The sequence below is a fragment of the Pseudomonas sp. R84 genome (assembly GCF_009834515.1).
Taxonomy (GTDB): Bacteria; Pseudomonadota; Gammaproteobacteria; order Pseudomonadales; family Pseudomonadaceae; genus Aquipseudomonas.
Genome location: NZ_CP019426.1, coordinates 3,803,214 through 3,829,921, shown reverse-complemented (window position 1 = coordinate 3,829,921; position 26,708 = coordinate 3,803,214). Strand labels below are relative to the sequence as shown.

17 protein-coding genes are annotated in these 26,708 nt (G+C 60.1%); 12 read left to right on the top strand and 5 right to left on the bottom strand.

Annotated features, from left to right (window positions below; translation table 11 throughout):
* Positions 1 to 29: 29 nt before the first annotated feature.
* From PspR84_RS16770 to PspR84_RS16735, 8 genes are all read left to right on the top strand, one after another.
* A complete protein-coding gene (locus tag PspR84_RS16770; RefSeq protein ID WP_160058296.1) occupies positions 30 to 2,939 on the top strand; it encodes a TonB-dependent receptor in 2,910 nt (969 codons plus the stop codon).
* A gap of 270 nt (positions 2,940 to 3,209) precedes the next feature.
* Positions 3,210 to 3,686: an antitoxin Xre/MbcA/ParS toxin-binding domain-containing protein gene (locus PspR84_RS16765; RefSeq protein ID WP_174244514.1), complete on the top strand. Its 477-nt coding sequence runs from the start codon at positions 3,210 to 3,212 to the stop codon at positions 3,684 to 3,686.
* On the top strand, positions 3,683 to 4,186 hold the full coding sequence (locus PspR84_RS16760) for an RES family NAD+ phosphorylase (protein ID WP_160058294.1): 504 nt from the start codon (positions 3,683 to 3,685) through the stop codon (positions 4,184 to 4,186). The genes PspR84_RS16765 and PspR84_RS16760 overlap by 4 nt, the downstream gene beginning before the upstream one ends.
* A gap of 118 nt (positions 4,187 to 4,304) precedes the next feature.
* Positions 4,305 to 6,959, top strand: a complete 2,655-nt coding sequence (locus PspR84_RS16755) for a TonB-dependent receptor (protein ID WP_160058292.1) — start codon at positions 4,305 to 4,307, stop codon at positions 6,957 to 6,959.
* Between the two features lie 225 nt (positions 6,960 to 7,184).
* Positions 7,185 to 9,026 (top strand): extracellular solute-binding protein, encoded by a 1,842-nt coding sequence (locus tag PspR84_RS16750; protein ID WP_160058290.1) that lies wholly within the window; start codon positions 7,185 to 7,187, stop codon positions 9,024 to 9,026.
* Positions 9,013 to 10,077 carry a microcin C ABC transporter permease YejB gene (locus tag PspR84_RS16745; RefSeq protein WP_160058288.1) on the top strand — a complete coding sequence of 355 codons (1,065 nt, stop codon included), beginning with the start codon at positions 9,013 to 9,015 and terminating at the stop codon, positions 10,075 to 10,077. The genes PspR84_RS16750 and PspR84_RS16745 overlap by 14 nt, the downstream gene beginning before the upstream one ends.
* Positions 10,077 to 11,099: an ABC transporter permease gene (locus tag PspR84_RS16740; protein WP_160058286.1), complete on the top strand. Its 1,023-nt coding sequence runs from the start codon at positions 10,077 to 10,079 to the stop codon at positions 11,097 to 11,099. The genes PspR84_RS16745 and PspR84_RS16740 overlap by 1 nt, the downstream gene beginning before the upstream one ends.
* Before the next feature lies 1 nt (position 11,100).
* Positions 11,101 to 12,675: an ABC transporter ATP-binding protein gene (locus PspR84_RS16735; RefSeq protein ID WP_160058284.1), complete on the top strand. Its 1,575-nt coding sequence runs from the start codon at positions 11,101 to 11,103 to the stop codon at positions 12,673 to 12,675.
* Positions 12,676 to 12,834: 159 nt separating this feature from the next.
* On the opposite strand, the gene PspR84_RS16730 is transcribed toward PspR84_RS16735, so the two are convergent.
* Positions 12,835 to 13,152 carry an SCP2 sterol-binding domain-containing protein gene (locus tag PspR84_RS16730; protein ID WP_053120860.1) on the bottom strand — a complete coding sequence of 106 codons (318 nt, stop codon included), beginning with the start codon at positions 13,150 to 13,152 and terminating at the stop codon, positions 12,835 to 12,837.
* A 50-nt stretch (positions 13,153 to 13,202) separates the two neighbouring features.
* Positions 13,203 to 13,913, bottom strand: coding sequence for a histidine phosphatase family protein (locus PspR84_RS16725; protein WP_160058282.1), 711 nt, complete (start codon positions 13,911 to 13,913; stop codon positions 13,203 to 13,205).
* A gap of 204 nt (positions 13,914 to 14,117) precedes the next feature.
* Between PspR84_RS16725 and sohB the strand changes: the two genes are divergently transcribed.
* The gene (gene sohB / locus PspR84_RS16720; RefSeq protein WP_160058281.1) at positions 14,118 to 15,149 is read left to right on the top strand and encodes a protease SohB; all 1,032 of its coding nucleotides are present in this window, start codon (positions 14,118 to 14,120) and stop codon (positions 15,147 to 15,149) included.
* 68 nt (positions 15,150 to 15,217) lie between these two features.
* On the opposite strand, the gene PspR84_RS16715 is transcribed toward sohB, so the two are convergent.
* Together PspR84_RS16715 and PspR84_RS16710 are read right to left on the bottom strand one after the other, a co-directional pair.
* Positions 15,218 to 15,712 (bottom strand): DUF934 domain-containing protein, encoded by a 495-nt coding sequence (locus PspR84_RS16715; RefSeq protein WP_160058279.1) that lies wholly within the window; start codon positions 15,710 to 15,712, stop codon positions 15,218 to 15,220.
* Positions 15,696 to 17,354 (bottom strand): nitrite/sulfite reductase, encoded by a 1,659-nt coding sequence (locus PspR84_RS16710; RefSeq protein ID WP_034152311.1) that lies wholly within the window; start codon positions 17,352 to 17,354, stop codon positions 15,696 to 15,698. The genes PspR84_RS16715 and PspR84_RS16710 overlap by 17 nt, the downstream gene beginning before the upstream one ends.
* A gap of 524 nt (positions 17,355 to 17,878) precedes the next feature.
* Between PspR84_RS16710 and PspR84_RS16705 the strand changes: the two genes are divergently transcribed.
* Entirely contained in the window at positions 17,879 to 18,952 is a 1,074-nt protein-coding gene (locus PspR84_RS16705) for an ABC transporter substrate-binding protein (RefSeq protein WP_160058277.1), read from the top strand.
* A 5-nt stretch (positions 18,953 to 18,957) separates the two neighbouring features.
* Here the strand turns inward: PspR84_RS16705 and PspR84_RS16700 are convergent, their stop codons facing one another.
* Complete coding sequence (locus tag PspR84_RS16700; protein WP_016983294.1) at positions 18,958 to 19,176, bottom strand: DUF2970 domain-containing protein; 219 nt, start codon at positions 19,174 to 19,176, stop codon at positions 18,958 to 18,960.
* 168 nt (positions 19,177 to 19,344) lie between these two features.
* Here PspR84_RS16700 and PspR84_RS29675 point away from each other — a divergent pair, with 168 nt between their 5' ends.
* Positions 19,345 to 20,604, top strand: coding sequence for a DUF6543 domain-containing protein (locus PspR84_RS29675; RefSeq protein WP_238785130.1), 1,260 nt, complete (start codon positions 19,345 to 19,347; stop codon positions 20,602 to 20,604).
* Positions 20,565 to 26,582 (top strand): NEL-type E3 ubiquitin ligase domain-containing protein, encoded by a 6,018-nt coding sequence (locus tag PspR84_RS16695; RefSeq protein WP_238785129.1) that lies wholly within the window; start codon positions 20,565 to 20,567, stop codon positions 26,580 to 26,582. Before PspR84_RS29675 ends, PspR84_RS16695 begins: the two co-directional genes overlap by 40 nt.
* Positions 26,583 to 26,708 lie beyond the last annotated feature (126 nt).

Below are 26,708 nucleotides of genomic sequence, written 5' to 3'. Positions count from 1 at the left end.
GCAGATGCCTCCAACAGGGAAACCCTTCGATGTTCTCAATCAAACAAAAATTACCTCGATTGACTCTTGCTGCTGCATTGGCGATGGGCATCAGTCCATGGGCGGCGGTGGCCCAGGAATCGGCAGCGGCGGTGTTCACCTTCGACATCGCCAGCGGACCGCTCGACGAAGTGTTGCTGGACATCTCGCGGCAGAGCGGTGTACCGATTTCTTTCAGCCAAGAACTGGTGAAAGGCAAACACAGCGCGGCGGTGCGTGGGGCATTGGGCGGTCGTCAGGCGGTGGAAAAGGCCTTGCTTGGCAGCGGTCTGCAAGTCGAACAAAGCACCCAGGGTTTAACGGTTCGCGCGGCTGATGTGCCGGCGAAAGTCACCGCTGTGGCGCCGGTCACCAGCGCCGATTACCGTATGGAAAAAGTCACCGTGACCGGTTCGCGCATTGCCCGCGCGCAGAGCGATGGCGCCACACCGGTCAACGTCATTACCCACGAAGAAATGGAAGCGCGCGGCTACAAAAACGTCTACGACGCCCTGGCGACGCAGACGCAAAACACCGGAATGACCCAAGGCGAAGATTACGGCAACACCTGGCAACCGGCGGCCAGCGCACTCAACCTGCGCGGCCTCGGCCCGAACCATACGCTGGTGTTGATCAATGGCCGTCGCGTCGCCGACTACCCAACGCCGTACGACGGCAAGGTCAATTTCACCAACCTGGCGAACATTCCGTCGGCGGTCATCGAACGCATCGAAATCCTCAGCAGCGGCGCCTCGGCGATTTACGGCTCGGACGCGATCGCCGGGGTGGTCAACATCATCCTCAAGGACAAGATCAACGGTGTCGACGTCAATCTCAAGGGCGGCACCAGCGAGCGCGGCGGCGGTGACAACCAGCGCTTGCAGATCAGCGGCGGCGGCAGTTGGGGGGATTTTGACGGCTTGTTCGGTCTGGAGCTGACTAACCGCGATCCGATCTGGGCCGATGACCGTGGCTTTATGCAAAACGGCCCGCTGGCAGATGTCGGTTACCGCCGCGACCTGAGCAACAATCGTTATCGGGGACCGGGTTGCGGTGCTTATCAGGGCACCTTCGACAACAAACTGGTCAACAGCGGCGGGCGCTGCCGCACCGATCAGATGTACAACGATTACTGGACCGTGCAGACCCAGAAGGAAAACTACGACGGCTATACCCGTGGCACCTGGCATTTCAGCGACAGCGGCCAGGTCTTCGCCGATTTGATGTACGGCCTCGACCATATCCAGAACAACACGCGCGGGCCGACCTTCACCTCACCGGATTTCATCAACCAGAACAGCGGCAATCTGGAGCGCTGGTATCGACGCTTCGGCGAAGAGGAAATCGGTGGTCGCACCAGCAACAACAGCAAGTGGCGCGACACCTCATGGACCGGCACCCTGGGGCTCTCGGACAAGATCGCCGACACCGGCTGGAGTTACGATCTGGCAGCCAATCGCTCGGAATATCGCAGCGTCAGGACCACGCGCTACACGCCACTGTCATCGATTCAGGATTTCTACCTTGGCCCGCAACTCGGTGTCAGCGGCGGTTATCCAGTATTCGCCCCGGATGCTTCACGGCTCGACCGGCCGCTGACGCCGCAGGAGTGGCAGCAGTTTCGCGGCAACCTCACCCAGAGCAGCAAGTCGGTGTCGACCAGTTACAACGCCTCGGTCAATGGTGACCTGTTCGACTTGCCGGCGGGTCCGGTGGGCTTCGCCGGGGTGCTGGAAGCGGGCAAGCAGGAATACCGCGTTGACCCGGACGATGGCCTCAATGACGGCATTTTTTACGGCGTGAGCCCACAGCAGAGTTCCGGTGGCTCGCGCAAACGCTACGCGGCGGGTGGCGAGTTCAGCATTCCGCTGACTGACACGCTGCTGGCGACCGCCGCCGGACGCTGGGATCAATACAAATTCAGCGGCCGCACCGAACAGCAGAAAACCTACAACCTGGGACTGGAATGGCGCCCGGTCACCAGCCTGTTGCTGCGCGGCAGTTACGGCACCAGTTTCCGCGCGCCGGATCTGAATTACATCTATCAGTCCGACAGCAACGGCTACTACCCGGCGCAGATCGATTACTACGGTTGCAGCCAGGGCGTGGAGGGTGCCTGTGATCGTGGGCGGGTCGATTACACCCAGAGCGGTACAGCGAATCTGGAGTCCGAACGTGGCAAATCGTGGACGTACGGGTTTGTCTGGTCGCCGTCGCGCAACTTCGATTTCTCCACCGATTTCTGGCGTGTCGAGATCGACGATCTGCTGACCACTGTCGATGAAAACCGACTGCTACAGCAGGAAAACGAATGCCGCAATGGCACGCAGGACATCAACTCGGCCAATTGCCAATCGACCCTGGCGCGCATCGATCGCAACGCCGGCAATGCGGCGGTCGATCCGAACCAGTTGAACCGCGTGCGGGTCAATGCGATCAACGCCGCCAGCGAGCGGGTCAGTGGTCTGGATTTCAAGAGCAACATTCGCTGGGGCGCCGGGCAGTACGGCGCGTTCAGTTCTGCGCTGGGTTACACCCTGGTGTTGTCGCATTACTACAAGGAGTCGGAAGAGGCACCCACGCAAGACTGGCGCACCTCACGCACCAACTACGACTGGCGCAGCAAGGTCAACGCCAGCCTGACCTGGGATTACCAGAAAGCCACGGCGACTCTGATGGGCATTCGTTACGGTTCGGTCACCAACGGCGCGGGGGACGGTCGCCTGTCACCGTGGACGGTGTTCAACGCCAGCGCGCGTTACAAGCTCAATGACCGGGCGAGTGTCGGGCTGACCGTGAACAACGTGCTCAATCAGGTCAAACACGATGACTCGGCGGGGTGGCCGTATTACCCGACCGGCAACTATGACCCGTACGGACGGCAGTGGTGGCTGGATGTGAGTTATCACTTCGGCGGCTGAGGGCAGGAATCTCGCGTTTACGTCCTACGGAAAATGGCAGGTTTTGCGGCAAGCAGCGGATATTTCCGACGACTTTTTCAGGTTGGTCGTCGGAAGCGCGATCTATAGCATCGGACCTGACATTGAAGTCGCTGAGTGGCTTGAACGCTCAGGCTCCCAGATAAAGGATCGATTATGCGTACCCCACACATCGAGCATGAAACCTCTGTTTATTCCCTGCGCAACTTCTGGATCGACGATCGCGCCAGATGCCCCATGGAGGATGTCGCGATGCCCACAGCAAAAGTGCCCCGGCTGACGGGGCTGAAGAAGGTCGCGGGCAAGCCTGTCGATTTGCTCGTGCATGGCCAGGACCTCGGTGACGACGCCATGCTGATTGTCCGCCTTACCGAGGAGGGCTTTGAGCTGAGCGACGTCGTCAACATGCTTTCAACTTCCGAAATGTACCTGTGCGAGGACATGGTCAAACGCATCACCGGCAAATCTGTCAGAACCGTGCAGCGGCTGTTGAAGGAAGGCAAATCGGTGCGGCTTGACTCGCAACAGAGTGTCGTCGCCTACCAATATGCGCTGGTGCTGGAGATGGCCACTCGGGCGTTCGGGGGGCTGCCACAGGCGGAAATATGGATGCAGAAGTCCACCCCTTACCTGAACGGCTACGTACCGTTGGAATTGACCCGTCATCCACTGGGCTTCCAGATGGTCGAGCAATACTTGTGTCGGCTCCTGTACGGGGGTTACCCATGAATCCCTTGCCCTGGGAAGGACACTGGTATGGCTGGCGCCTGGATCAGGAGGCCTACGGAGATACGTGGGACAGCGGGATGGGTCCAAAACTGAAGGGCGGTCGATGGAATGCGCCTGGCCGGCGAGTCGTCTATGCATCTGTCGACCCGTCCTCGGCCATTCTGGAGGTGGCCGCCAATAATAGTTTCGATGTACTGGACAGAGAACCTTATGTGCTGACGTGCTTTGAGGTCATCGGCGATGCACGGGTCAAAGTCGTTCAGCCCGAAGAGGTCCCGAATCCTTACTGGTTGAGTCCCGCTTGGCCGTCGCCCAATCAACAGCGGTTTGCCGACGCTTTACTGGATGAGCATCCGTTTGTCCTGATCCCCTCGGCGGCAACCCGCCACTCGTGGAATCTGCTGGTGAGCTGCGACCTGGCACAGGGGCAGTTCAAAATGGTTTCTCAAGAACGTTTTGGCCTGGATACAAGGTTGCTGAGGGAGATGGCATCGGGTTGATATCGAGGCATGGATTTTTTTGCATAACCTCAGCACCCAACAGTCTAAATCGGCCTCTATAAATCCTGATTCGTCATCGCACATCCCTGCATAAACCAAAACGCAGGGATGGCTGTTCATGATTCAGTTTTCACCCGTCAAATCACCTTTGAGCCTGGCCTTGCTGCTGGCAATCAACACACTGCCGGCGATCGCCGCCGATAGCACGGCAACCGAACCGACCACTCAACTGCAGCGTGTCGAAGTCACGGGGACGGCAATCCGCCGGGTCGATGCGGAAACCGCAGTGCCGGTCACCATCCTGCGCGTCGAAGAGCTGCGCGAGCAGGGTGTTACTACCACCGAGGAGCTGGTCAGCCGTATTTCCGCTAACCAGTCTTCGGTTGGCTCCGGGCGTTCGGTGGGCTCGAGCAGTGGCGGTGCGTCTTATGCGGATCTGCGCGGCATCGGCGCCAACAAAACCTTGGTGCTTCTCAATGGTCGGCGCCTGAGTAACAACGCCACCAATGCGATCAACGGCTCCGGTGTCGACCTCAACACCATCCCGTTCGCGGCCATCGATCGTGTGGAGGTGCTGCGCGATGGCGCCTCGGCGCTGTACGGCACCGATGCGATTGGCGGGGTGATCAACTTCATCACCAAAACCAGTCTCACCGAAGGGCAGATCAGCACGAGTTACGACACGCCGACGCATTCGGGTGGCGGTGAAAGCCGTAACTTCAGCGGCAGTTGGGGTTTCGGTGATTTGCAGGAGGATCGCTTCAACGTGTTCGGCGTGGTCAGCTACGACAAGCAGCAACGCCTGGCCGCCGAAGATCGCGGCTACACCTACAACTATCAGCCGAACCGCGGACTCGATTACACCTCCGGCACCGCCTCGCCGGCCAACTGGAGTCAGGGCAGCAACGCCACCAACCCTTTGGCCGGTTCCGGCTGCAACGCACCGGGTTTGCTGGCACGCAACGGCATCTGCCGGCAGAGCCTGTGGAACTACCTTGATCTGGTGCCGGAAACCGAAAAGACCTCGGCCTTCGCCAAAGCCACCGGCAAGCTGTCGGACGATCACAACGTCAGCCTCGAATACTTTTGGGCACGCAACGAAAACCGCACGCAAATCGGCCCCGGCACATTGATGGGCAATCAGGTCAATCCCGGCACGGCGTTCTATCCGGGTAACGGCATCACGCCAGGGCCGAACGGCTTCGCCCTCGACCCGACGCAAGCGGTTGACGTCAACTGGCGTGAAACCGCCGTCGGTGCGCGGCAGCATGAGGACGACAACACCAGTCAGCGCTTGCTCTTGAGTTTCGATGGCACGCTCGCCGGCTGGGATTACAACCTCGGCGCTTCGTACAACCAGAACAAAGTGATCAACAGCATTCAGGACGGCTACGTCAACGATCGTGCGGTCAGCGCCGGCATTGCCAACGGTGTGATCAACCCGTTCGGTCCGCAGACGGCTGCCGGTTCCGCGCTGTTGGCGGCCAACGCGGTGGACGGTGATTACGCCACGGCGGTCGGGCGGGTGAAGGCCATCGACGGGCGCATCAGTCGTGAAATCGGCGACTGGTTCGGCGCCGGCCCTTCAGCATTGGCACTGGGCGGCGAGTATCGCAAGGAAGACTTCCATCAGGATTTCGCCGCATTTGCCGGAGACGTGCAAAGCCTCGGTGTTGATCCGAACGGCAGTGTTGCCGGGGATCGCAGCGTCTCGGCCGAATACGCCGAGGTCAATGTGCCGGTGCTCGACAGCCTCGAACTGTCCGCCGCCGTACGCCACGACAAGTACAGCGACTTCGGCAGCACCACTAACCCGAAATACTCGTTCCGCTTCCAGCCATTCAAGGAACTGGTGGTGCGCGGCGCCTACAGCGAAGGATTCCGTGCGCCGTCGTTGTATGAGTTGTACAACCCGACGTTCAGCAGTTTCACCAACGCCAACTACAACGACCCGCGTTTGTGCGCAGGCGGTAATCCGAGCAATGGCGGCATCGCCAACCGCGATTGCGCGCAGCAGTTCAATCGCACCAGCGGCGGCAATACTGACCTGAGCCCGGAAACCGCGCGCAACGTCACCCTCGGGTTTGTTTATCAGCCGTTCGAGCGCCTGAGCGCCGGGTTGGATTTCTGGTGGATCGACATCGCCAACCAGATTGCCGAGTTCCCCGAATCGGCGGTGTTCGAGAATCCTGAGCTGTACCCGGATCGCCTGATCCGCAAGCCGGATGGCTCCATCGATCACATCGTCACCGGGTTGGCCAACCTCGGCAAGATCAAGACCAATGGCGTCGACGTCAGCTTCGATTACCGTTTGCCGAGCACACCGTACGGCAACTTCGGCATCGGCCTGCAAGGCACCTACGTCACTCGTTATGACTACCAGCAACAGCTCAAGGGCGACTACATCGACAAGCTCGGCGATTTCCGTGGCGGTGATTTTGCGTCGGCGGGTGCCGTGGCGCGCTGGCGCCACAGCCTGACTGGCAGCTGGAATTACGGCCCGTTCGGCGCCGCGCTCACCAACCGCTACACCAGCGGTTACCACGACTCCGATCGCGACACCCACGATTACGTCGGCTCGTACAACGTCTGGGATCTGGCCGGCACCTACACCTGGCGCAAGACCCTGAGCGTGACCCTCGGCGCAAAAAACCTGTTCGACCGCGAACCGCCGTTCAGCAACCAGACCTACACGTTCCAGAGCGGCTACGACCCGAAATATGGCGATCCGTTCGGGCGGACGCTGTACACGCGGGTCAGTTACAAGTTTTGAAAATGCTCAGAGATGGCGGGTTTTAGTCACCTATTGATCTAAAGCACGCCCTATAAAAATCGCCGGCCTGTTGCACATCACAGGTAGGCAGGATGTGTGGTGACTGGCCCGGCGTTATCGCGAGCAGGCTCACTCCTACATTGGATTTGTGTTCACCGCAGTCCCGGTAGGAGTGAGCCTGCTCGCGAAGAGGCCAGTAGCAGCACCGTGTAAAAGGATCTGCCCATGTTCTCAAGGCTCATTTTATTCAGCGCTTTCGCGCTTCTAACACCGCTCAGTTGGGCCGCCCCGCAACCGGCGTTAACGGTTTACGGCGAACCCGCCAAATACGCTCCCGACTTCCAGCATCTGGCCTACGCCAACCCCGACGCGCCGAAGGGCGGCAGCCTGCGCCGTTCTTCGCTGGAAAGCGGCCCGTTCGACCACCTGATTCCCTACACCGACAAAGGCACCGGCGTGGCCGATATCGATGGCTGGCTCTACGCGCCACTGGCCTATCGCAGCAAGGACGAACCCTATAGCGTCTACGGTCTGGTGGCGCAGCAGATGGAGCTGGATCCGGATCGTCGCTGGATACGCTTCTACCTGAACCCGAAGGCGCGTTTCGACGATGGCACGCCGATCACCGCCGAAGACGTGCGCTACACCTTCAACCTGTTCACCACTCAGGGCAGTCTCAAATACCGCCAGCAGTTTCGCGATGTCGCCGAGGTCGTCGTCGAGTCGCCGACGCAGGTGCGCTTTCTCTTCAAGAACAACGACAGCCGCACCTTGCCGCTGGACCTGGCGACACTGCCGGTGCTGCCCGAACATTGGTGGCGTACGCGGGACTTCGCCGAGGGCGGCGGTTTCGAGATTCCGCCGGGCAGCGGCCCGTACCGCATCAGCGCGGTGGATGCCGGGCGTAGCGTGCAATTTCAACGGGTGCAGGACTGGTGGGCCAAGGACCTGCCGATCACGCGCGGCCTCTACAACTTCGATCAACTGAGCGTGGAGTTCTTCGCCGACACCGACGTGTCGCGGCAGGTGCTCAAGGCCGGCGGCTTCGATTACAACCGCGAGTTCTCCGCCACCAGTTTCACCATCGGCTACGCGGGCGCTGCACTCGAGCAAGGCAAATTGCTCCGTGAGCACCTCGCGCCCGGTGCTGCGCAAGGTGCGCAGGGTTTTGTGTTCAACCTGCAAAAACCACTGTTTCAGGATCGTCGCGTGCGTCAGGCGATCGCCATGCTTTGGGATTTCGAATGGAGCAACCGGCAGATGATGCGCAGCATGTACCTGCGTCAGCGCAGCTACTTCTCCCACAGCGCACTGGCGGCCACTGCGTTGCCGGATGCCGAAGAGCTGAAGATTCTTGAGCCGTTGCGCGGGCAGATTCCCGAGGAAGTGTTCACTACGGTGTTTGAACCACCGAAAACCGACGGCAGTGGCAACATCCGCGCCGAACAATTGCAGGCACTGAAACTGCTCGAAGCCGCTGGCTGGAAACCTCAGGGCGATCAGTTGGTGAATGCCGGTGGCGAGCTGCTGCACTTCACGTTTCTCAATGGCCAGAAAGGTTTCGAACGGCTGTTGTTACCGTTCAAACGCAACCTGGCGCAGATCGGCATCGGCTTCGATATTCGCCAGGTCGACACCGCGCAATACACCAACCGCGTGCGCAATCGCGACTACGACATGATCGTCGCCGGTTACCCGGTGAGTCAGGCACCGGGGCGCGAGATGTTCAATTACTTTGGCTCCGACGGCGCCGCTGATCCCGGCTCGAACAATTACATGGTCCTGCGTGATCCGGCTGTCGATGCACTGCTCGAAGGGCTGGTGCAGGCCGACAATCGCCAGAGTCTGCTGCGTCATGCTCATGCGTTGGATCGGGTGTTGCAGTGGGGCTATTACTGGGTGCCCAACTATTACCCGCCGGGGATTTCCACGGTGTGGTGGAACCGCTTCGGCCGACCGGCGATTGCGCCGTTATACGACGCTGGCCTCGACACCTGGTGGGAAATCAGCCCGACCGCACTGACCACAACTCAGAAGCCCAAGGAGTACAGCCATGTGGGGTTATAGCCTGCGCCGCCTGCTGCTGATCGTGCCGACGTTGCTGGCGATCCTGCTGGTCAATTTCGTTATCGTGCAAGCCGCGCCCGGTGGCCCGGTCGAGCAGGCCATCGCGCGCTTGCAGGGGATTGGCGTGGGCGCGGCGGTGGGTTCCAGCCATGTCGAAACCGTTGGAGGTGAGTCCCGCGCGACCCGAGGGCTGGACCCGAAACTGGTGGCCGATATCGAGCGCCAGTACGGCTTCGATAAACCGGCCAGCGAGCGCTTGTGGCTGATGCTCAAAAGGTATGCGCAACTGGACTTTGGCCAGAGTTTCTTTCGCGGTGCCAGCGTCACCGAATTGATCTGGCAGAAACTGCCGGTGACCTTGTCGCTGGGCCTGTGGGCGACACTGATCACCTATCTGGTGTCGATTCCGCTGGGCATTCGCAAAGCGGTGCACAACGGCTCGGCGTTCGATGTCTGGAGCAGCGTGGCGATCATCATCGGTTATGCGCTGCCGGGATTTCTCTTTGCGCTGCTGCTGATCGTGGTGTTTGCCGGTGGCATGGCGCTGGACTGGTTTCCGGTGCGCGGGCTGGTCTCGGACAACTTCGCCGAACTGTCACCATGGGGCAAGGTGGCCGACTATTTCTGGCACTTGGTGCTGCCGGTGATCGCCTTGGTCATTGGCGGTTTTGCCACATTGACCATCCTGACCAAGAACAGCTTTCTCAACGAGATCTCGCGCCTGTATGTGGTGACGGCGCGCGCCAAGGGCCTGAGTGAAAAACAGGTGTTGTACGGCCATGTGTTTCGCAATGCGATGCTGCTGGTCGTCGCCGGATTGCCGCAAGCATTGGTGACGGTGTTCTTCGGCGGTTCGCTGCTGATCGAAGTGATCTTCTCGCTGGATGGCCTCGGCCGCCTCAGTTATGAAGCGGCGGTGGCGCGCGACTATCCGGTGGTGTTCGGTTCGCTGTTCATCTTCACCTTGTTCGGCCTGCTGATAAAACTGCTCGGCGACCTTTGCTACACACTGGTCGACCCGCGCATCGACTTCACCGCGAGGGCTGCCTGATGCTGACGTTATCTCCAATCGGCCAGCGCCGCTGGGCGCGCTTCAAGGCACATCGGCGCGGCTGGTGGTCGCTGTGGCTGTTTCTCTTGTTGTTTGGCGCGAGCCTCGGCGGTGAGTTGGTAGCCAATGACAAACCGCTGCTGGTGACGTATCAGGGCGACTGGTATTTCCCGGCGTTCAAGCGCTACACCGAGCAGGACTTCGGCGGCGAGTTGCCGTTTCAACCGGACTATCGCAGCGCGCAGGTGCGGCAGTTGATCGAGGGGCAGGGCGGGCGGCTGTGGTTTGCGCCGATTCCGTTCGCTTTCGACACGGTCAATTACGACCTCACGGAGCCGGCACCGAGTCCGCCCAGTGGCGACAACTGGCTGGGCACCGATGATCAGGCACGCGACGTGCTGGCACGGGTGATTTTCGGCACGCGCGTTTCGCTGCTGTTTGCCTTGGCGCTGACGGCGGCGAGTGCGCTGATCGGCATCGCCGCCGGCGCATTGCAGGGTTACTACGGCGGTTGGGTCGACCTGATCGGTCAGCGCGTGCTGGAGGTCTGGTCGGGACTGCCGGTGTTGTACCTGCTGATCATTCTGTCCGGGTTTGTCGAGCCGAATTTCTGGTGGTTGCTGGGGATCATGGCGCTGTTTTCCTGGTTGAGCCTGGTCGATGTGGTGCGGGCCGAGTTCCTGCGCAGTCGCGGTCTGGAGTACGTGAAAGCCGCCCGGGCACTGGGGGTTGGCGATGCGCAAGTGATCTTTCGGCACATCCTGCCCAATGCCATGAGCGCGACGCTGACTTATCTGCCGTTCATTCTCACCGGAGCGATCGCGACCTTGTCGGCGCTGGATTTTCTCGGTTTCGGCATGCCGGCCGGCAGCGCTTCGCTGGGTGAGTTGATCGGCCAGGGCAAGAGCAACCTGCAAGCGCCGTGGCTCGGTTTGACCGCGTTCTTTGCTTTGGCGCTGATTCTTTCGCTGCTGGTATTCATCGGCGAAGCCTGCCGCGATGCGTTTGATCCGAGGACTTGATATGCCTGAACATCTGATCGAAATACGCGACCTGCGTGTCGCCTTCAATGGCCAGCCTGTGGTGCATGGCATCGACCTCGATATCCGCCCCGGCGAGTGTCTGGCGCTGGTCGGCGAATCCGGCTCGGGTAAATCGGTGACGGCGCACAGTATTCTGCAATTGCTTGACCCGGCCATCACCCGGATCGACGGCAGCATCCGTTATGCCGGCGAGGAGTTGCTGGGCGTACATGAACGCTATCTGCGGCAACTGCGCGGTCACCGCATCGCGATGATTTTTCAGGAGCCGATGAGCTCGCTGAACCCTTTGCACACGATTGAGCGACAACTGGGTGAAAGCCTCGCCCTGCACAAAGGTCTGGCCGGCGCGGCGGCGCGCCAACGGATTCTGCAGTTGCTCGAACTGGTCGGCATTCAACGCCCGCGCGAACGGCTCAAGGCCTATCCGCATCAGCTCTCGGGCGGTCAGCGACAACGGGTGATGATCGCCATGGCGCTGGCCTGCGAGCCGCAATTGCTGATCGCCGACGAGCCGACCACCGCGCTGGACGTGACCGTGCAACGCAAGATTCTGCTGTTGCTCAAAGAACTGCAGGAGCGGCTGGGCATGGCGCTGTTGATCATCAGTCATGATCTGAATCTGGTGCGAAACATCGCTCAGCGGGTGGCGGTCATGCGCGGCGGGGTGATTGTCGAACAGGCGTCGTGTGAACAGTTGTTCAACGCACCGCAACATCCTTACAGCATCGAGTTGCTCAACGCCGAACCGGGTGGCGAAGCGTTGTGCCGGGAGCCTGCGGAGGATTTGCTGGAGGTGCGCGATCTCAATGTGCGCTTCCGTTTGGGCGGTGGTTGGCTGCGCGCGAAGTCGTACTTGCACGCGGTCAACGGCATTGACTTGAAGCTTCAGCGCGGCAAGACCTTGGGGATTGTCGGTGAATCCGGTTCCGGCAAGTCGACGCTGGGCCAGGCGATTCTGCGTTTGCTCGATGCGCAAGGCAGTATTCGCTTTCAAGGCGAGGCGCTGGAGCACTTGAGCGGCAAACAACTCCGGCCGCTACGCAAACGCCTGCAAGTGGTGTTTCAGGATCCGTTTGGCAGCCTCAGTCCGCGCCTGTGTGTGGAGCAGATCATCGCCGAAGGACTACAGGTGCACAGCGATTTGGATGCCGCTGAGCGCGAACGGGCGGTGATCGATGTGTTGCGTGAAGTCGGTCTCGACCCTGCCACACGGCATCGCTATCCCCACGAGTTTTCCGGTGGTCAGCGGCAACGCATCGCGATTGCCCGGGCGCTGGTGCTCAAGCCCGACTTGATCCTGCTGGATGAGCCGACGTCGGCACTGGATCGCACGGTGCAAAAGCAGATCGTGGCTTTGCTGCGGCGTTTGCAGGCGGAGCACGGCCTGACCTATCTGTTCATCAGCCACGATCTGGCGGTGGTGCGAGCACTGGCGCATGACTTGATCGTGATGAAGGACGGTGAAGTGGTGGAGCGTGGCGAGACGAATGCGCTGTTTGATGCGGCGCAGCATCCGTATACCCGAGAGTTGCTGGCGGCTTCGTTCACTGGGTAACCCTGTAGGAACTGTCGAGTGAAACGAGGCTGCGATCTTTTGACTTTGCGTTCTAAAAAAAACAGATCAAAAGATCGCAGCGTGCCGCAGCTCCTACAGGGCCGAAACGCAAAAATCCCGCCACTGGGGGCGGGATTCTTGTGTCACTGAACGTCGCTATTACGCCGGGAACAGCTCGGACAGTTTCATCGACAGCATCATGTCGCCTTCAACGCGCAGCTTGCCGCCCATGAAAGCCTGCATGCCGTCGGTTTCGCCGCTGACGATACCTTTCAGGGTTTCGCTATCCAGTACCAGCGTGCAGTTGGCGTCCGGGTTTTCGCCTTCCTGGATGTCGCAGGTGCCGTCTTTGACAATCAGCGAGTACTGCTTGTCTTCGTCGGTGATGTTGAAACCGAAAACCAGATCCAGACCGGCAGCAGCGGCTGGGTTGAACTTGGCTTGCATTGCTTTTACGGCATCGGCTACGGAGGTCATGGTTCGATCCTTATGAGGTTGATTACAGCAAGGTTCACAGTTAACCGGACTCAACGGAAAGTGATGAGTTCCGGAGCCTTCAACAACTGCAAATGTGCATGACTGTTGAAGGAGGCCAAAGCCACCTCGCGACCGCGGAACTTCAGCTGGTTGAGCGAGGTGTTGACGATTTGCCAGTTCAATTCAAAGGCCTGTCTGGCAGGCATTTGCGTAATGAGGTGGAGCAGGGCGGTGATGGTGCCGCCGGAGGTGAACACGGCGATTTTCTGGTTTTTATCGGCCAGATCAAGAATGCGGTGCAGCCCGGCCTGGACGCGTTCGACGAAACCCAGCCAGCTTTCCAGCCCCGGTGTGTCGTAAGTGCCGGCCAGCCAGCGCTCGATGATCAGGGCGAAAATGCGTTGGAATTCGCCACGGTTCTGCGCGGCGTTGCGCAGGATGTCGAGGGCTTCCGGCTCGTCTGCCAGCATGTCCGGGAGCAGCGCGCGAATGACCGCGTCGGCATCGAATTCGTTGAACGCAGAATCGGTTTCCAGCGTCGGCACCGGCAGGCCTTTGGCGGCGTACTGCGCCAGCGCGCTGGTGGCCGTGTGCTGTTGGCGACGCAGGTCACCGGCGAGGCAGCGATCGAAGCTGATACCCAGTTCAGCGAGGTGCTGACCGAGGATTTCTGCCTGGCGCACACCGGTCGGCGACAGGACGTCATAGTCGTCTGCACCAAAGGAGGCCTGGCCATGTCGAATCAAGTAGATACTGCCCACGTCCGCGTCATCCCGGTACGTTGAAGGTTTGGCGAGGTTATGAGGATGGCGGGGAGCTGTCAATGAAAAAACATACGCTTGTTTGAAATGCCCGTTACAGGGGTGTTGCCAGAGGTTTCACGGCTGGCCGATGAGCCGGCGCATGGGTATGCTGGAGCCATCCCGCGTGTGTTTCACATCCACGCACTGTTCTAAGGAGTCTCTGTGGAGTTTTTCACCGAATACGCCAGCTTCCTGGCCAAGACCGTCACTCTGGTGATCGCCATTCTGGTGGTGCTCGCCAGTTTTGCCGCATTGCGCAGCAAGGGCCGGCGCAAGTCGGCCGGTCAGTTGCAGGTCAGCAAGCTCAATGATTTCTACAAGGGCCTGCGTGAGCGCCTGGAGCAGACCTTGCTCGACAAGGATCAGCTCAAGGCTTTGCGCAAGGGCGAAGCCAAGTCCGAGAAAAGCGAGAAGAAGCAGAAGAACAAGCCCGAGGCCAAACCTCGTGTGTTCGTGCTGGATTTCGACGGCGACATCAAGGCCTCGGCCACCGAAAGCCTGCGCCATGAAATCACCGCGCTGCTGACCCTCGCTACAGCCAAGGACGAAGTGGTCCTGCGTCTGGAAAGTGGCGGCGGCATGGTCCACAGCTACGGCCTGGCGTCGTCGCAACTGGCGCGTATTCGCGAGGCCGGTGTGCCGTTGACCGTTTGCATCGACAAGGTCGCGGCCAGCGGCGGCTACATGATGGCGTGCATCGGCGAGAAGATCATCAGTGCGCCGTTCGCGATCCTCGGTTCGATCGGTGTTGTGGCGCAGTTGCCTAACGTCAATCGCTTGCTGAAGAAGCACGATATCGACTTCGAAGTGCTGACGGCTGGCGAATACAAACGCACTCTGACGGTGTTCGGCGAAAACACCGAAAAGGGCCGGGAGAAGTTCCAGGAAGACCTCGACATCACTCATCAACTGTTCAAGAACTTCGTCGCCCGTTATCGCCCGCAACTGGCGATTGACGATGTCGCCACCGGTGAAGTCTGGCTCGGCGTCGCGGCGCTGGATAAACAACTGGTTGATGAACTGAAGACCAGTGATGAATACCTGGCGGACCGGGCAAAAAAAGCCGAGGTCTATCACCTGCACTACGCCGAGCGCAAAAGCTTACAGGAGCGTATCGGCATGGCCGCCAGCGGCTCGGTCGACCGCGTACTGCTGAGCTGGTGGAGTCGTCTGACTCAGCAGCGCTTCTGGTAACACGAGCAGGCATAAAAAAACGCCGGTCACATGACCGGCGTTTTTTTGTCCGCGCTAAACCTGAAGACTTAGCGGCGACGGAACAGCGGCAGCGGCTCGTCAGTGGCGGCCTGATAGGTCACCGAGAAGTCCTTGAGGCCTTCCAGCGCTTCGTACGGGTCTTTGTCCGCGCGAATGGCAAAGGCGTCGAAACCGCAGCGATGCATATAAAACAGCTGATCGCGCAGTACATCGCCAATCGCCCGCAGTTCGCCTTTGAAACCGTAACGGTCACGCAGCAGACGGGCGTTGGAATAGTTGCGGCCGTCGGTGAACGCCGGGAAATTCAGCGCAATCACCTGAAACTCGGCGACGTCTTCACCGATTTCTTCGGCTTCTTCGTCGGCATCCAGCCAGATGCCCAGACCACCGTCGCGGGCCTTGAGCATGCGGCTGTGTTCGCGCCACAGTTGCAGTGGCACGATCAGATCGTCGCAGTTGCTGATCTCGTCGATGTTGAAATCCTTGGGCAGCAAGTGCCAGGTTTCGTCGACGACCTCGTTGTTTTTAATGATTCGCTGCATAGACGCGTTCCTTGAAGAGGTCGATGCCAATACGCTGGTAGGTGTCGATGAAGCGCTCGTCTTCGGTACGTTGTTCAACGTACACGTCGATCAGCTTCGAGATCACGTCAGGCATGGCTTCCTGAGCGAAGGATGGGCCGAGGATCTTGCCCAGGCTCGCATCACGGCTGGCGCTGCCGCCGAGGGAGACCTGATAGAACTCTTCGCCTTTCTTGTCGACGCCAAGGATACCGATGTGGCCGACATGGTGGTGACCGCAGGCGTTCATGCAACCGGAGATATTCAGATCCAGCTCGCCGATGTCGAACAGGTAATCGAGGTCGTCGAAGCGGCGCTGGATCGATTCGGCAATCGGGATCGACTTGGCGTTGGCCAGCGAGCAGAAGTCACCGCCAGGGCAGCAGATGATGTCGGTCAGCAAGCCGATGTTCGGCGTGGCGAAACCGCCTTCACGCAGTTCGCCCCACAGGGTAAACAGCTGGCTTTGCTCGACGTCGGCGAGAATGATGTTCTGTTCGTGCGAGGTGCGCAGTTGGCCGAAGCTGTAGCGGTCGGCCAGATCGGCGACGGCATCGAGCTGCTTGTCGGTGATGTCGCCCGGGGCAACGCCGGTCGGCTTCAGCGACAGGGTCACGGCCACATAACCCGGCTTCTTGTGCGCCAGAGTGTTGCGGGTGCGCCAGCGGGCGAAACCCGGATGTTCCTTGTCGAGATCGGCCAATTGCGCGGTCTGGTTGTCCAGCGCCTTGTAGTCCGGATCGACGAAGTGCTTGGCCACACGCTGCAGCTCAGCGTCGGTCAATGTGGTCTGGCCACCGCGCAGGTGTTCCATTTCCGCATCGACTTTCTGCGCGAACACTTCCGGCGTGAGGGCTTTGACGAGGATCTTGATCCGCGCCTTGTATTTGTTGTCGCGACGGCCGTAGCGGTTGTATACGCGCAGGATGGCGTCGAGGTAGCTCAACAGGTCCTGCCATGGCAGGAACTCGTTGATGAACGCGCCGACTACCGGGGTACGGCCAAGGCCACCGCCGACCAAGACACGGAAACCCAGTTCGCCAGCGGCGTTGTGCACCGGCTCAAGGCCGATGTCGTGGACTTCAATGGCGGCGCGGTCAGCGGTCGAACCGTTGACGGCGATTTTGAACTTGCGTGGCAGGTAAGCGAATTCCGGGTGGAACGTGGTCCACTGACGGACGATCTCGCACCATGGGCGCGGATCGATCACTTCGTCGGCCGCGACACCGGCGAACTGGTCGGTGGTGACGTTGCGCAGGCAGTTACCGCTGGTCTGGATCGCGTGCATCTGCACGGTGGCCAGTTCAGCCAGAATGTCCGGGATGTCTTCCACCGCCGGCCAGTTGAACTGCACGTTCTGCCGCGTACTGATGTGGGCGTAGCCCTTGTCGTAGTCGCGGGCAATCTTGGCCATCATCCGCGTCTGACGCGAAGTCAGCTGGCCGTAAGGCACCGCCACCCGCAACATCGGCGCGAAGCGCTGGATGTACAGGCCATTTTGCAGGCGCAGGGGGCGGAATTCTTCTTCGCTCAGCTCACCTGCCAGATAGCGTCGGGTCTGATCACGGAACTGCTTGACGCGGTCCTCGATGATCCGCTGATCGTACTCGTCATATACGTACATATAAGTCCTGTTCTCAGGCTTTGGGCTACTCGGAAAACGCTGCGTTTTCGCGTGCTGGAGTCCGATTTTGCCTCTGCAATTCTGCGCGCACGGCCGCGCACTCCCTAGAGGAGCCGGGGCAATATACCCGTTTGCAGTTATGCGCAAAAGTGATGTTTGAGTATATGTAAAGAACCAAATCGCCTAACGAGAATGGCTGTCAACTAACCCACATTTGTCGTGCCGACAATCATCGTCTTAACTGTGGTCGAGTCTTTCTGCAATCACCGATAAAACCGACAAGAGGCGATGCAATGAGCAACCCGACCAAGGCAAGAAAAAGCGACAGCAGTGTCGATGCGTGGGCCATTCTGTTCCTGATCATTCTCGTAGTAGGGACAGCGGTATTCTGGGTCAGCCATCAGTAAACGACCCGTCCGGGCCCGTGCCCGACGAATTGTCGGACAAAAAGTGGGATCAGGCATCAATAGCCGGGGATGGATGGCTATAATGCGCGGCCATTTTTCCTTGGGCCCGGATGTTTCATGTTCAAGTTTTTCCACCTCAGTCTTCTGTTGTTCGGCGCGCTGTTTCAGACCAGCGCGCGGGCGGAGTCTGTGCTGTTTTTAAACCCGGGTTCGACGCAGGAAGCCTTCTGGGTCAGTTATTCGCAATTCATGCAGGCGGCCGCCGAGGATCTGGGTATCGATCTGCAGATTCTCTATTCCCAGCGCCAGCCCGAACTGACCCTGGCTCAGGCGCGCCTTGCGTTGCAGGGGCCGAATCGTCCCGAGTATCTGATTTTCGTCAACGAGCAATACGTCGCGCCGCAAATCCTGCGTCTGGCCGAGAACAGTGGCGTAAAACTGTTTATGGTCAACGCCGCGCTGACCCCGGACCAGCAGGCGTTGGTCGGTGAGCGTGCCGACCGCATCGGCAGCCTGGTGCCGAACGACGAGGAGGGCGGTTACTTGATGATGAAGGAGCTGATCCGCCTGCATTCTTCGGCGGCAAACGCTGAGCCGATTGAAGTGTTGGCGTTCTCCGGCCTGAAGGTCACCCCCTCGGCGCAGTTGCGCGAGCGCGGCATGCAGCGGGCGTTGGCCGAACATCCACAAACACGCTTGCGACAGCTGGTTTACAGCGGCTGGACGCAAGAGCGCGCCTATGAACAAGCCAGACAGTTGTTTGCGCGTTATCCGAAGGTGTCGCTGGTGTGGTCGGCCAATGATGAAATGGCCTTCGGCGCGATGCGCGCGTACGCCGAAACGGGCAAAGTCCCCGGCAAAGATGCCTTGTTCAGTGCGATCAATACCTCACCGGCGGCCTTGCAGGCGTTGGTTGACGGGCGCCTGAGCGCATTGGTCGGCGGACACTTCACCCTGGGCGGTTGGGCGCTGGTCGAGTTGCATGACGTTGAGCAGGGCGTCGATTTGAATCGCTACGGCGGCCGTGACCGGCAGATTCCCTTGTTGCCATTGATCGACAAAGCGCATGCCCGGCAAATGCTGGCCATGGGCGCGTCGCCGGACTACGGGGTGAATTTCCGCAAGCTCTCGGCCAAGGGGCAGCCGGAGTCCTATCGCTATCCGTTTACCTTGCAAACGCTGATGCGCTGACCGCGTCAGACACCGGCGAAATGCAGCACCAGTTTGACGATGGCAAACAGCGTCAATGCAAACACCGCGGTGAACAGAATGCCCAGCATCACGAAATGGCTGGGCTTGCCATGGGTGAAGTCCCTTGCCCGGTTCTTGCCGCTCTGCACTCCGAACGCCGCTGCCATCACGCTGTGCAGCATCTGCCAGAAGGTCGGTGGTTTGTTGTCGACTGGATCGTCCATAAATCCCCCTTCGAAATCGTGCCTTAAAGCATAGTCAACGCGGCCGGCAGTGCCTGACTTTTCTCGACCAGATGAGTCGTTACAACTGTTCCGTGGCCGCTATAACTATGTATCGCAGTACCGAGGGACTGAGATGGTGTCCTGTCGCTCCATTTACAGGAGCGATCTATGTCCCCCAATTCCCTTACTTCCCAGGTCGATGCGCCGAGCAAACCTCTGGCCACGGACAGTCTTCATGCGCAGTTCCTTGAAGCCTCTGTGCCGCAATGGCTGATCGATGCCAGCGGCCCGAGAAAAGCCGCGATCAAACGCGCCGGGACGACCAGACCGGGCTGGTACACGAGTGCGTCGGTGCAACAACGGCAGCATCTCGATGCCCGTTTCAAGGACAGTGTCACGGCGCAGATTCAACTGGACAAAACCATGTCCACGTTCAAAGACATCGACGCCTTTGCCCGGCCTTTACTGATTGAGGCGTTGAAAAGCCGGCATCAGGTCGATGTCGACGTCGACAAGACCTTTATATGCCTGAAGCGCCCTTTGTCCATGGGGGTTCTTGCGGTGGAAATCGGTTCTTTCGAAGTCTTGAAGTTGCCGATGCTGCAGGCTGCGCTGCACAACTTCGAAAGTCGGGAATGCGAGTACGGTGCCTTTCACCGCAGTTCCGGGTTTATCGTGGAAACCGCAACCCCCGGCACTTACACGTCAGTGCCCGTTAACGTGTCGGTCAGAGGCTTTCTGAGCCTGTGCAGAGATCTCGACATCGGGGCGAAATACCAGGCATATCTCAAGTCGTTTTTCCACCCGGAGGACACGGCGACTGAAACGACCTTGCGCGAGCATTTCATTGCCAGCCAGAAAGCCGCCCTGAGGGCCGCCGCCGAACGAGCATTGCTGGCCAAGGATATCGAGCCGGAAGATCACGCAATGATCCTCTCGGTCATCAAGGGTGAAAAACGCCCCAGAGTGGGAGGGAAACCGGTCTGGTTTCGTGACTTGGGGCTGATGCGGGAAAGACTGGTCGGCTGCGTCGTCTTCACGATTGCTGAAAAGCGTCGTTCGTTCGAGGCGGTGATTCTCTATGTGCCCAATGATCCTGAACATCCGCTCAAGCGCTACACCGGCAAGCAAGTCAACGACACGTTCAAGCGCCTGTTTACCGCCCGCGATGCACGACAGGCACAGAGCGCCGAGCCGACGCCTTACCAACGGTTTTTCAGCCAGTTCATGCCTTATGACAAACGCCCTATTACTTCAGCCAGTTCGTCAAGGAAGCAGACGACGCACCTGCGGATGTGCTGTGGTCGCCGTGGCGCCGGATCATCGAGGTCATCACCCCGGCTTTTCCGTTTATCGAGATTCGGGAACTGCCACCCAAGCGCACGAAAATGCAGCCGGACCCTGACCCTTACCTCGGCGCCTCGCTGATGCTTCACGAGGGCAATGACCCCTGGGCCGACAACACCGACCTGTGGGTCTATCTTTATGAACAGCATCGTGACCGGGTGCTGGCGGATGCCCGCAGCCATGCGGTGCCGACTGCCGACGTCAACATCAAGACCCGCGATGCCAAACTGGCGGCCCTGCTGCAAGTCGGGCTGCTGGCGCTGAATATGGTGTCGATGTTCGTTCCGGTGCTGGGCGAGGTCATGATGGTGATCATGGCCGGGCAACTGTTATACGAGACCTTCGAGGGCGTGAAGGAGTGGAGCGAAGGGGACAAGCACGCGGCGAGGGCGCATCTGGTGGATGTGGCAGAAAACCTTGCGCTGATCGGCGCGATGGTCGGTGCGGGCGCGGTGTTCAACCGCCTTGCTGCCGTCAAGCCGGAGCCGGTGATCGAAAATCTGCACCCAGTGACATTGCCCAACGGCGAAACACGCTTGTGGAATGCCGATCTGCGCGGCTATGAGCAGGCTGTCACGCTGAGCGAGTCGACCGGACCGAATGCTCTGGGGCAGCACCAGGTCGATGGCAAAACCTGCATCCGCCTCGGGGGCAAGGTTTACGAGCAGATTCTTGATCCAGCGACGTCGCAATGGCGCCTTCGGCATCCCACTGACCCCGATGCTTACCAGCCTGTGCTTGAACACAACGGTCAGGGTGCCTGGCGCCACACGCTGGAACGCCCCATGTCCTGGGACACCCTGACGCTCCTGCGGCGCATGGGCCATACAACCGACGGCCTCTCGGATGAGACGTTGCTGATGCTGGCCGAGATCAGCGACCTCAGTGACAGCACCTTGCGCAAGATGCACATGGACCATTTGCCACCACCGCCCGAATGGCGCGACGCCTTGCGTCTGTTCAAGGCGGACGCGGCGGCAGGGCAGGTAATCGAGCAACTGCGGGGGACGGCGCGAATTGATGAGCGCTACCTGTTCGCGCTTGCGTTGGTCACCGAGATGCCACGCTGGCCGCGTGGGCGGGTGCTGGAAGTGTTCGAAGGTGTCGAGCTGTCGGGGCCGTCCATCCAGTATGGCGCCGGGAAACAGCTGCCTGGCACTCTCACCAGACCGGTCATCCAGCTCAATCGGGCCCAGGTGTTGAACGGGGAAATGCCGGCGCGGATTCTGGCGGCACTGGACGAAATCGAAATCAACTATTTGCTCGGCAGGGACGCCGCGCGAACGGCTTCAGCGAGGACTGACGCATTCCGGCAGCAACTGGCCGAGTTTGCCGATACGCGCCAGCCAGAGATCTTTGCCAGCCTCTACGCGGGCACTGACCCGGCCAATGCGCGCGTGCGCATTCTGCAGGGCGAGTGTCCCGGCCTCAGCGATGCGGCTGCGCAGGATGTGCTGGATCATGCCACAGCGGCTGAGCTGGCCCGTCTCGATCATACGCGGCGTTCGCCCTTGAAGATGCTCGAAGAGGCTCGCTGGCATGCCCGTCAGGGACGCCAGACACGCGCCTTCGCCGGGTTGCGCAGTGCCAACCTGGCCACGGCGGACAGTCGACGACTGGCCTTGCACGCCTTGCAGCAACTGCCGGGCTGGCCGTCTACGCTGCGTCTGGAAGTTCGCGAAGGCAGCATCCGCGGCGCACTGCTCGACAGCATCGGTGAACACACCGCGCCCGAAAAAAGCTACCTGGTCAAGAACGGGGCTTTTTATCGGGCATTCAATGAGCGCGGGGAAATGCTCAATTTTACCTCCGGCCCGGGCGACAACTTCTACCGCTCGCTCATGCATGCGCTGCCGGATGACGCACGTTCGGCGATCGGTTTGCCCGACGTCAGTCGCAGCCGTGAACTACAAGCGAAAATCATCGAATACGCCCATATTCATCGTCGTGAGGCCGCACAACTGTTGGCGCCGCAACCCAAATGGTACAAGCCTCCGGTACGAATCAGCGCGACGCTGAAGGGCTACTACGCGAGCGGGCGTGGCACGAACCTGCATGCTTCCATCGTAGCGAGCGTCACGGAGCTGTACCCAAACCCGCAACAGGCCGAGGCATTTCTGCGTCAGCAGCGGGGTCAGACCGACAGACAGATTTTCACCGAACTGGGCAAGCGTCGGCAGGACTGGGAGGTGCTCAACGCCACACTGGAGCGATGGCAGGACAGCCCGACAAACAGCCAGGAAGGACAGCATCGCGGGCAACTTTCCCAAGCGCTCAGGGAGGCTTGGCGCAATGGCCCGCTGGCGGAGCACTACGCCGAGGCGACGCGGCTGTCGCTGGTTTGTGAGACGCCTTTACCGGTGATCACCAGCCGTTTTCCCCATGTGCGCGAGCTTTCGGTGATGGGCAACGGCATCACCGACGCCGATGCTGATGCGCTCCTGGAACTGTTCCCCAATGTCACCTGGCTGACCCTGGGAGATCGGGGGCACAGCTACGGCCAACTGTCCGTCAGGCCTCAACCACTGACCTCATTGCCCGAGTCGGTCAGCCGGTTGTCCGGGCTGACCCATCTGCGGTTCTCGACCCATGCGCCTGCTCTGGCGGAGAGTTTTGCGCGCAGGCTCGGTGCGCTGACGTCTCTGCAGGCGCTGCGCATCGACTATTCGGGATTCGACTCGACCACCCTGCATACGCTGGACCTGTCGGGATTGAGTGGTTTGCGCACGCTGCGAATCAACGCTCCCTACGCTATGCGGCAATGGCCGGAATTCGTCGAGCGACTTGGACAGCTTGAACGTCTGGATTTGACACACACCTCGATAGACACATTGCCCGATTCCCTCTACAGCGGACACGAACGGCTCTGGGCCGGGCTGTCGCTGGACTGGTCGAAACTGAACCGGGCGGCGTTCATGCGCACCTTCGAATACATCAAAAACGCCTCAGGCGCCTTCGGTCATCTGGTCGATCTGAATCAAATGGTGAGCGAGTATTGCCACGCAGAACTGGACTTCATGGCGCTGATGCCGAACTTCAGCGATCCGCTGCCGCAGCGATTCAATGAGGTCTGGACAACGCCCGAAGCGAGACTGATGGCGATTGATCAGGTCAGGGCCGAACACGATGAAATCTTTGCCCAGTTCTACGCCCCGTCCCAGCAGGGTGGACCGCGCAACCCCGCGCTCCGGTGGCAATGGGCGACGGGACGCAGCGCCGGCATCTTGAGGGCCCTCAAGAACAACTGGAATGGCGCGCTTCGTCAGCGTTACGGCGTGGCGGCAGACCTTTCCACGTTTGCCCTGCCTGAGTCGGGACCCGACCTCGGAGGATCGGCATCGGTCGAGAAAATCCTTACGCTGCCGCCATTGCCGGCGGGCAGTTTCCCCCACGTTCACACGTTGCGTCTGAGCTTGCTGGATATTCCCGTCGCACAGGCCCGCGGATTTATCAGGGCTTTCAGCGGTGCCGAAGTCCTCGATATCAGTGGCAATGCGTTCTCCGAATTGCCGTTCGCCGCCGAGGAGCTGCCGGCGTTGACCGAACTCGACGTGTCCAGTAATCAGCTCGTCGTCACACCGCCAGTGCAAGCGCAATTCAATGCGTTGCAGCGCATCGAGAAGCTCAATCTGGGGCAGAACCCGTTGCACCATCTGGATGTCAGCGCGATGACCGGGCTGCAGGCGCTGAACCTCAGATCGACGCAGCTGCAATCCTGGCCCACAGGGGCCGAAAGCCTGCCGCAGTTGTCCTGGCTCGACTTGCGTGACAATCAAATCGCCTCGCTCTCGGCCCAGGTACTGTCTGATCCCGATGCGCTGTTGAAAGTCAATCTGACAGGCAACGCTTTCAGCGCTGAAGGTGAGACCGCGCTGAACACGGCATTGCGCCGCATCGAAGCAGCCAAAGGGCTGGGGCAAGGCACACTGGCGCGATTCGCCGCAGAGCCTGTGCCCGCGCAGTTTCCGCCGACGGAAACGGGGACGTCCCTGGCGCACCTGTTGCTACCCCTGCCTGAGCGGGGCGCCTTGATCCCGGACGAGGCGGGGAGACTGGCGCACTTGCAGCGACTGACCCCCAGCATGACCCCTGAGCGCGCCCGGCTGGCATTGCGCAGGCTGCGTGCAGCGGGGCAAAGCGATGCGCAGATAGACGCGCAAATAAGCCAATGGCATCAAACCAGTGAGGCACTGATTCGCCCGTTGAATGACTGGCTGTATACCCGGGAAGTACGCATTGTCAGGACGCACATATCGGCGCAAAGTCGCTCGCTCGCAGCATTGCGTATCTGTGAAGCCTGGCTTGAGGGGCAGACGCGAGGCCCCGCTGGCGAAGGCCTGGAGCTCAGGTTGCAAGGGTTGCAGACCGGCGATCTGCCGCCCCTGAATGCGCCGCTGGCAAGGGTGACGACATTGAATCTGCGCGGTGTGCGAATGACCGCACAAGGCTCGAACGATTTTCTGCGGGCATTTCCCGACCTCAGTACATTGATCATCAGTGGCAATGACCTGACCAGCGTTCCAGGCGCGGTGCTGCACCTGCCTGAATTGCAACAACTGGAAATGCAGCACTGCAACCTCTCCAGCGCCACGAGTGTTTACCCTTTGCTGGGCCGCAATCGTCTGCGCAGACTCGATCTGGGCTACAACACGCTGCAGTCCTTCAACCCGCCAGATTTCGGCACCCTCGAAACCCTGGACCTGCGCTACAACGCATTGAACGATTGGCCCGCCGGCGTTTTGCAGAGCCGATACCTGCGCCGGCTCGACTTGCGCAGCAACAACATCACGCGACTTCCCGAGTCTCTTTTCGATGGCAATCACGCGCGGCTGGTTGCAGGCACTGATTTGTCCGCAAACCATGACCTGACACTCTCCGCACTGCAGCGGCTCAGGTACTACAGCCGCGTGCATGCGGCCTCTCACGTTATAGGCATTTCACGCGCAAACATTGACGAGATGATTCGCGCTCAGCTTTTTGGCGCCGACGTCAACCCTGTCGCCGAACATGCCGGGGAAGTAAACGAAGGCGCCGCAGGCGGTGAAGGTGGCCATGCCACTGGGTTTGACCCCCATGCAGCCGTGCTGCCTGCCGAAAGCATTTTGGATCCGGCCAATGATGTCTCGCCGAGGGCACTGAGTCCCTGGCTCGAAGGGGCTTCACCGGCATTGGCCGAAGCGCGAAGAGTGCGCTGGACGCAATTGGCGCACGAGCCGGACCATGAACGGTTTTTCCAGTTGATTCGACTGTTGCGCGATACCCGCGATTACCGACTGGCGCAGGCCGATCTGACGCGCAGGGTTTGGGGTGTCATGGATGCCGCGAGCGAAAACACCGAACTGCGGGAGTTGCTGTTCCAGAACGCTGAAACCCACGGCACCTGCACTGATGGACGCATTCTGACGTTCAGTGAACTCGAAGTGCATGTAGCGGTGTATCAGGCCCTGCGCGATATTCCACCGAATCGAGTGTTGGTCAGGGGACGGGCGCTGTTGAGGTTGTCCCGACAGTTGTTTCGTCTGGAACGGGTAGAGATTCTCGCCGAAGCCGCAGGGCAGGGCCATGATCGCGCGGAAATACGCTTGCGTTACCGGATCGGTCTGACCAGTGGCTGGGGCGATGGTCTGGATCTGCCCGGCCAACCGGCGTACATGCTTTACGGCACGCCGATCAGTGATGACATGCTGGTGCAAGCCCGGGCGTCGATTCTGGAGGCGGAGCAAACCGACGCACTGCTGGTGAGCATGGCGTCGCGCGATTACTGGAACGAATATCTGCAAACGCGTCACCCGCAAGACATGAACGCGATCAGCACCGCCGTCACCGAGCAACGCCATCAACGTTTGAGCGAACTTGAGGATCTTCGGTCAGCCGGGGAAATCGATACCGATCAATACAATCTGGAGCTGATTGAAGTGAGCAAGGCGATTGATACCCAGCGCGTGCAGAAGGTGGTCGAGTTGACTCGTCGAGAGATCAACGATCTGCGCAGCCTGGCCGATGAGTCGGAACGTCCGGGCACTCTTCCACCCATGCCCGGGCCTTCCCGGCGCCCGTAACCGCGTTTTGGCAGCGGGGCAGCGTACCCGGCCCCGCTGCAACTTACATACGCGGTTACCAACTGCGGGTCGGGCGATACAGGGATACCGCAGTCGGGATGCTCCTGAGTGGTCTGCTTTTCACTC

Coding starts and splice junctions, on each gene's coding strand:
- PspR84_RS16770 (WP_160058296.1), top strand. CDS start 30: ATGTTCTCAATCAAACAAAAATTACCTCGATTGACTCTTGCTGCTGCA.
- PspR84_RS16765 (WP_174244514.1), top strand. CDS start 3,210: ATGCCCACAGCAAAAGTGCCCCGGCTGACGGGGCTGAAGAAGGTCGCG.
- PspR84_RS16760 (WP_160058294.1), top strand. CDS start 3,683: ATGAATCCCTTGCCCTGGGAAGGACACTGGTATGGCTGGCGCCTGGAT.
- PspR84_RS16755 (WP_160058292.1), top strand. CDS start 4,305: ATGATTCAGTTTTCACCCGTCAAATCACCTTTGAGCCTGGCCTTGCTG.
- PspR84_RS16750 (WP_160058290.1), top strand. CDS start 7,185: ATGTTCTCAAGGCTCATTTTATTCAGCGCTTTCGCGCTTCTAACACCG.
- PspR84_RS16745 (WP_160058288.1), top strand. CDS start 9,013: ATGTGGGGTTATAGCCTGCGCCGCCTGCTGCTGATCGTGCCGACGTTG.
- PspR84_RS16740 (WP_160058286.1), top strand. CDS start 10,077: ATGCTGACGTTATCTCCAATCGGCCAGCGCCGCTGGGCGCGCTTCAAG.
- PspR84_RS16735 (WP_160058284.1), top strand. CDS start 11,101: ATGCCTGAACATCTGATCGAAATACGCGACCTGCGTGTCGCCTTCAAT.
- PspR84_RS16730 (WP_053120860.1), bottom strand. CDS start 13,152: ATGACCTCCGTAGCCGATGCCGTAAAAGCAATGCAAGCCAAGTTCAAC.
- PspR84_RS16715 (WP_160058279.1), bottom strand. CDS start 15,712: ATGCAGCGAATCATTAAAAACAACGAGGTCGTCGACGAAACCTGGCAC.
- PspR84_RS16710 (WP_034152311.1), bottom strand. CDS start 17,354: ATGTACGTATATGACGAGTACGATCAGCGGATCATCGAGGACCGCGTC.
- PspR84_RS16705 (WP_160058277.1), top strand. CDS start 17,879: ATGTTCAAGTTTTTCCACCTCAGTCTTCTGTTGTTCGGCGCGCTGTTT.
- PspR84_RS16700 (WP_016983294.1), bottom strand. CDS start 19,176: ATGGACGATCCAGTCGACAACAAACCACCGACCTTCTGGCAGATGCTG.
- PspR84_RS29675 (WP_238785130.1), top strand. CDS start 19,345: ATGTCCCCCAATTCCCTTACTTCCCAGGTCGATGCGCCGAGCAAACCT.
- PspR84_RS16695 (WP_238785129.1), top strand. CDS start 20,565: ATGCAGCCGGACCCTGACCCTTACCTCGGCGCCTCGCTGATGCTTCAC.